Source organism: Pseudostreptobacillus sp., from assembly GCF_977040545.1.
Genome location: NZ_CDRRBS010000070.1, coordinates 1 through 6,483 on the forward strand (window position 1 = coordinate 1; position 6,483 = coordinate 6,483).

Sequence of the window (6,483 nt, forward strand, 5' to 3'; positions counted from 1 at the left end):
GAAGTTAAATTTGTTGGTAAGAATGGAATACAAGTAAGTGGTAAAACTGATGATAAAGGTGTAAGAACATTAACATTTGAAATGGAAACAGGAGAAATAACACCAACAGAAATAGTTAAACCAGATGACAACAAACTTGATAAAAAAGTTGTAGCAATAGGTAATAAAGTATATAATGCTGAAGATATAGATACAAATGGAAAACCTAAAAAAGATGCAGTTCCTGTAGGTACTATAGTTGATGGAAAAGTTTATGATAATAAAGACTTAAATGCAGATGGGAAACCTAATGATAACGCATCACCAATAGCAAAAGTTAAAGAGAATGATGGTGCTAAGTTCGTAACAGGAAACCAAGTAGCAGATGCTATTGAAAAATCAGGATTTATAGTAGGTAAAAATCAAGGATTAAGCGAATCAGATTTTGAAAATAAAGATGAAAAGATAAATCCTAATGATGAATTAAGATTTGCAGATGGAAGAAATACAAATGTAAAACTTGCTACTAAAGATGTAATTGATGCGACAGGAAAAGTAAAAACAGTAACAACAGTAAAAGTAGATGTAGTTGACTTGCCTATTACGTATACAGATGAATCTGGAAAAGTAGTTGTAAAAGGTAAAGATGGTAAATTCTATTATCCAGAAGCTCTTGATGGAAAAGTTTATGATGAAAAAGAAAAAACATATAAGAATCCAGATGGAACAGCATTAGCAAAACAACCAGAAGCTAAGGAAAATATACAAGCAAATCTTGTAAATCCTAATGTTTCAAATACTGATACTGAACCAAACAAACAAACTACAACACCTACACAATTAGGAAATATTGCAAATGGAGCTAATACATTTGCTAAAGAAGGAAAACAAATAGCAAATGATGGTAAATGGTATAATGAGGGAGATGTACTTCCTAATGGTAAGCCAAAAGAAAATGTTACAGCAGTAGAAAAACCAGAAAATGTTGGTAAAGCAGGTCTTATAGACTTTGAAAAATCAAAACCAAATAATGCAGCAACAGTTGGAGATTTACAAAATTTAGGATGGGTAGTAAGCTCTGATAAGACAACAGGAGATACAACTAAACCATATAACGATCAAGTAAGAAATTCAAATGAAGTTAAATTCGTTGGTAAGAATGGAATACAAGTAAGTGGTAAAACTGATGATAAAGGTGTAAGAACATTAACATTTGAAATGGAAACAGGAGAAATAACACCAACAGAAATAACAAAAGCAGACGGAACAAAACTTGTTAAAGTTGGAGATAAAGCTTATAATCCTGAAGATATAGGAACAGATGGACAACCTAAAAAAGGTTCAAAACCAGCTGGAACTATAGCAAAAGATGGAAATGTTTATAATGTTACAGATGTTGATGATAAAGGAAATGTTATAACTCAAGAAGGTAAACCAACGCCAACACCAATAGCAACTAACACTCCAAATAATGGAACTAAGTTTGTAACAGGGAACCAAGTAGCAGATGCTTTAGAAAAATCAGGATTTGTTGTAGGAAAAAATAATAACGAATTATCAGCAGCTGATTTTGAAAATAAAGATGAAAAATTAAATCCTAATGATGAATTAAGATTTGCAGATGGAAGAAATACAAATGTAAAACTTGCAACAAAAGAAGTGATAGATGCTTCTGGAAAAGTTAAAACAGTAACAACAGTAAAAGTAGATGTAGAAGGATTACCTATTACATATACAAATAAAGATGGTAAACCTATAGTTAAGAAAGGTGATAAGTTCTACTTATTAGATGATAAAGGTAATGCAACTGATACAGAAGTTAAAGCTGATGATATCAAGACTAATCTTGTAGCACCTAATTCAAAACCTAATGAGATAGGAACACCACAAAGTTTAGGTAATGTTGCTAGTGGATTAAAAGCAGCTGATATTAAAACAGAGGCAAATAAATCAGATGATAAGGAAGTTGTAAAAGCTTTAATTACAACTACTGAAGATGATAAGAAATTAAATACTGTAGCAAACTTAGATGATCTTAAAACATTATCTAAAGCAGGACTTGACTTTGGAGCAAATAAAGGTGATGTTGTACATAGAAATTTAGGAGAAAAAGTTTCAATATTAGGAAATGATAAAGTAACTGAAAAGGATACAAATGATGAAACTAAATTTAGTAGTAAAAATGTTGTTACAACAACAGATCCAGTTAACAATTCAATAAATATTAAATTTAGTCAAAATCCAGAATTTGATTCAATAAAGATAGGAAATAGACACAACAAACCAGTAGTATCTATATCTTCTGAAGGAATTGATGCTGGAAATACTAAGATAACAAATGTTGCACCTGGAGAAATAAGCGATACGAGTCAAGATGCAATAAATGGTTCACAATTAAGTGGAGTTCTTAAAGGAATAAATGCAGGAATAGCTTCAAGTGTAGCTATGGCAAATCTTCCACAAGTAAGTAATATAGGAATGCACAGACATAATATTGCAGCAGCAATTGGAATCCATAGAGGAGAGAGTGCAATTGCATTAGGAATAAGTGGATTAAATCATAGAGGATCATTAGTGTATAAGGCAAGTGGAGCATTAAATACTAAAGGACATGTTACATTTGGAGTAGGATTAGGATACCAATTTGATAGAAATACTCGTGATAATGATACTCATAGAAATGATATAATAGATCTTAAAGAAAAACTTGAAGATATTATGCGTGAAAATTCTGAATATAAACAAGAGATTCAAGAATACAGAAAAGAACAAGAACAAAATAAAGTTATAATTGAACAATTAATGAAGAGATTAGAAGCTTTAGAAAAGACTAAATAGGAGGTAGATGTTATAATGAAAAAAGGTTTAATATTTTTAATGATGAGTCTATTTGCTATAAGTTGTTCTGAAGTAAGTAGAGTAGATTCAAATGGAGATTATCTAGCAGAAAATGGTAGAAAATATAATGGGTTAGGAGTATCTGGTGAATATACACTAGATACTCTACAAGTCCGTGAAGGAAAATCAGTAGAATATTTATTAGATGGGTCAAAAGAAGTTGCTAATTATGTAAAGGGATTAAAAAATGGTAAAGCTATACTTTATTATAAAAATAATGATAGATTAGAGTTTAATTACAAATCAAATGTAAGAGAAGGAAAAGCTATATTATATAGAAATAATGGAGATATATTATACTTTAACTATGGAAAAAACGGAAAAATAAATGGAAGACTTAAGGAATATTTATATAATGGATTGATAATAGAGTCAAATGTAGTAGATGGCTATTTAGAAGGACAGTCTACAAGACTATGGCCAAATGGAGATATAGAAGTAAGAAACTATAAAGGAAGTAGAGTAATAGGAGAAATAAACTTTTATAGTGCAAAAGGAGATCATGTAGTGATAAAGGAATATAATCCAGATCCTAAAAATGAAAGTAGAATAGATTATTTAAGAGATGGAAGTATATCAAATCCTATAAATCCAAATCAATTTATGAGAATATTATCTAATTAAAGAAAAGGACATGTATTAATAGACGGTTATATGTTTATTAAGCACATGTTCTTTTTCATTTCTTTTACTTATTTTTTAAAATATCCTTTTTATTTGGCAAAAGAACTTATATTATGGTATAATAAAAGTAAAAAATTAATAAAGGAGAATATATTGAATAGTAAAGAAAGAAACTTTTTAAGAAAAAGAGCTCATAATTTAGAAGCAGTAGTTAGAATTGGTAAAGAAGGAGTTACAGATAGTGTTTTAGAAAGTATTTCAGCATATATAAAGAAAAATGAATTAATGAAGATAAAATTATTACAAAATAGTTTAGAAGATGTAAATAATGAAATTATAGAACAAATAGAATCTTCTTCAAATTCTATTTTTATAGGTTCTGTAGGTAAAACAATGATATTTTTTAAAGAAAAAATAGAAAATGGTAAACCTGGTGAAATTACACAAGAATTCTATGATTTTAAAAAGAGTAGGAGAGTTAATAATGCTAGATAATGGTGGAATAATATTATCTAATAAAGTTTTAGATTTAGTGTTTTTAAGTGCTTTCGCAGCTCAAGTATATAAATGTATAGTACCAATATTTAAAACAGGTAGGTTTGATTTTACAAAAATATTTACAACAGGGGGAATGCCGAGTTCTCATTCTTCATCAACTGTTACCTTAGCAACATCAGTTGCTTTATTAAAAGGTATACATAGTGTAGAGTTTGCAATAGCTGCTATATTTGCTATTGTTACAATGTATGATGCAACTGGGGTAAGGCAAGAAGCTGGAAAACACGCAAAAATATTAAATAGATTATTGGAAGAAAGAAGACTATATAATGCTGATGAAATTCAAGAATTGAAGGAGTTTTTAGGACATACTCCTTTAGAGGTCTTAATGGGAGCTATATTAGGTATAGTTATACCTTTTGTATTTAAAGGATATTTATTATGAAAAAGCGTTTAGATGTATTATTAGTTGAACTTGGTTATTTTGATAGCCGTGAAAAAGCTAAACGTGAAATAATGGTTGGTAATGTTATAATAAACGACAAAGCCGAAACTAAACCAGGTAGTCAATTTAAAGAAGAAAATATTAAGGATATTAGAATAAAAAATAAATTAAAATATGTCAGTCGTGGTGGATTAAAACTTGAAAAAGCTATAACTCATTGGAATTTAGATTTTAATGATAAAAAAATATTAGATATAGGTGCATCAACTGGTGGGTTTACTGATTGTGCCCTACATTATGGAGCTAAGTTGGTATATGCTAATGATGTAGGTACAAATCAATTAGATTATACCTTAAAGAATAATGAAAAGGTAATATCTCTTGAACAAATTCATATTAGAGATTTAATAATAGATGATAAGGTAGACTATATTGTAATAGATGTTTCATTCATTTCTTTAACTAAAGTTATACAATATTTTGAAAATTTTGGTAAAGATGATTTTGGAGTAATTGCTCTTATCAAACCACAATTTGAATTAACTCCAGATAAAATTTCAAGAAATGGTATAGTAATTGAAGAAAAATATCATGATGAAGCAATAAAGAAAGTAGTTCATTCATTTATTGATAGTGGATATATAGTAAAAGAAGTTATAGATTCACCAATAAAGGGGACTAAAGGAAATAAAGAATTTTTAATATATGTAATAAAAGGTGATAAAAATGAAAATAAATAAGAAAAAATTAATGATGTTGACTTTTATAGCTTTTCTTGGATATATAACATATTCAGAAGAAAAAGTAAATCAAGAAGTAAAAAAAGTACAAGCAGTGCAAAGAGCAAATGCTGTAGTGGATTTAAAAAATATCAATAAATTGATACAAACAATAAACTATATCAATGATCGTTGGGTAGGTAGTGCAGATACAAGTAAAGAAAAATTGTATGAAGCAGCTCTTCGTGGTATGGTTAAAAGTTTAGAAGATCCTTATTCTGAATATTTAACAGCTAAAGAACTTCAAGAATTAAATGAAGGTATGGATGGTGTTTATGGTGGAGTAGGTATGTCAATTAGAAAAGAAAAAGGAGACTATATGGAAGTTATTTCTCCATTTATAGGGACTCCTGCTTTTAGAGCTGGTATACAAATTGGTGATATACTTACAAAAGTTGATGGAGAAGATATATTAAATTTAACAGCAACTGAAACTTCTAAAAAACTTAAAGGAGATCCAGGTACTAAAGTTAAAGTTGAAATATATAGAAAAGGGTTAAAAAAACCATTAGAAATAACACTTACTCGTGAAATAATAAAACTTGAAAATGTTGAATATAGAATGATTGATAAAGAAAATGGAATAGGATATATAAGTTTACTAAATTTTGGTAGTAAAACAGGACCAGAAATAAAAAATGCAATTTTAGAATTACAAAAACAAGGAATGAAAAAATTAGTATTTGATTTAAGAACAAATCCTGGTGGTTCTCTTCAAGAAGCAGTTGAAATAGCTTCATTATTTGTTTCAGAAGATTTAATAGTAACCCTTAAAACAAAAAGTGGAAATAATAATGAATATAAAAGAGTAGGAGACCAAATATTTAAAGGTGAAATGACTGTACTTGTAAATCGTGGATCAGCATCTGCTTCAGAAATTGTTACAGGAGTTTTAAAAGACTATAAACGTGCAACAATTATAGGAGAAAAAACATTTGGTAAAGGAGTTGCGCAAGGAATATATAACTATCCTGGAAGTGATGATGCAATAAAACTTACAATAGCTGAATATGCAACACCTAAAAATAATAATATAAATAAAAAAGGTATAGAGCCAAATATATATATTAATATGAATAATCTTTTATCAAGTAAAGGGTATAGTACAGAAACTGAACTTGCAAAAGAAAATAGACAAAAAGAAATAAAAAAAATATTAGTAGAAACTGAGGGTGAAGAAAAAGCAGATGAAATTCTAAAAAAAGGTGATGTTCAGTTAAAAGCAGCAATAGATGTTTTACTTGGTAAAGAAGTTAAATC

At 28.5% G+C, this 6,483-nt stretch carries 6 protein-coding genes; all 6 read left to right on the forward strand.

Annotated elements, in window-relative coordinates; translation table 11 throughout:
* Window positions 1-2,817, forward strand: a 2,817-nt coding sequence (locus tag ACWYO2_RS04460) for a YadA-like family protein (RefSeq protein WP_455515293.1), incomplete at its 5' end; no start/stop codon positions are given.
* A 15-nt stretch (window positions 2,818-2,832) separates the two neighbouring features.
* The gene (locus ACWYO2_RS04465) at window positions 2,833-3,501 is read left to right on the forward strand and encodes a hypothetical protein (protein ID WP_455515294.1); all 669 of its coding nucleotides are present in this window, start codon (window positions 2,833-2,835) and stop codon (window positions 3,499-3,501) included.
* Window positions 3,502-3,654: 153 nt separating this feature from the next.
* Complete coding sequence (locus ACWYO2_RS04470; protein ID WP_455515295.1) at window positions 3,655-3,996, forward strand: YhbY family RNA-binding protein; 342 nt, start codon at window positions 3,655-3,657, stop codon at window positions 3,994-3,996.
* A complete protein-coding gene (locus ACWYO2_RS04475; protein WP_455515296.1) occupies window positions 3,986-4,444 on the forward strand; it encodes a divergent PAP2 family protein in 459 nt (152 codons plus the stop codon). Before ACWYO2_RS04470 ends, ACWYO2_RS04475 begins: the two co-directional genes overlap by 11 nt.
* Complete coding sequence (locus ACWYO2_RS04480; protein ID WP_455515297.1) at window positions 4,441-5,184, forward strand: TlyA family RNA methyltransferase; 744 nt, start codon at window positions 4,441-4,443, stop codon at window positions 5,182-5,184. Before ACWYO2_RS04475 ends, ACWYO2_RS04480 begins: the two co-directional genes overlap by 4 nt.
* The coding region (locus tag ACWYO2_RS04485; protein ID WP_455515298.1) for a S41 family peptidase at window positions 5,171-6,483 on the forward strand (1,313 nt) is incomplete at its 3' end. The genes ACWYO2_RS04480 and ACWYO2_RS04485, both read left to right, overlap by 14 nt.

What these genes read in the sequence shown, in the direction of transcription:
- ACWYO2_RS04480 (WP_455515297.1), top strand. Translation starts at nt 4,441, where the DNA reads ATGAAAAAGCGTTTAGATGTATTATTAGTTGAACTTGGTTATTTTGAT.
- ACWYO2_RS04465 (WP_455515294.1), top strand. Translation starts at nt 2,833, where the DNA reads ATGAAAAAAGGTTTAATATTTTTAATGATGAGTCTATTTGCTATAAGT.
- ACWYO2_RS04475 (WP_455515296.1), top strand. Translation starts at nt 3,986, where the DNA reads ATGCTAGATAATGGTGGAATAATATTATCTAATAAAGTTTTAGATTTA.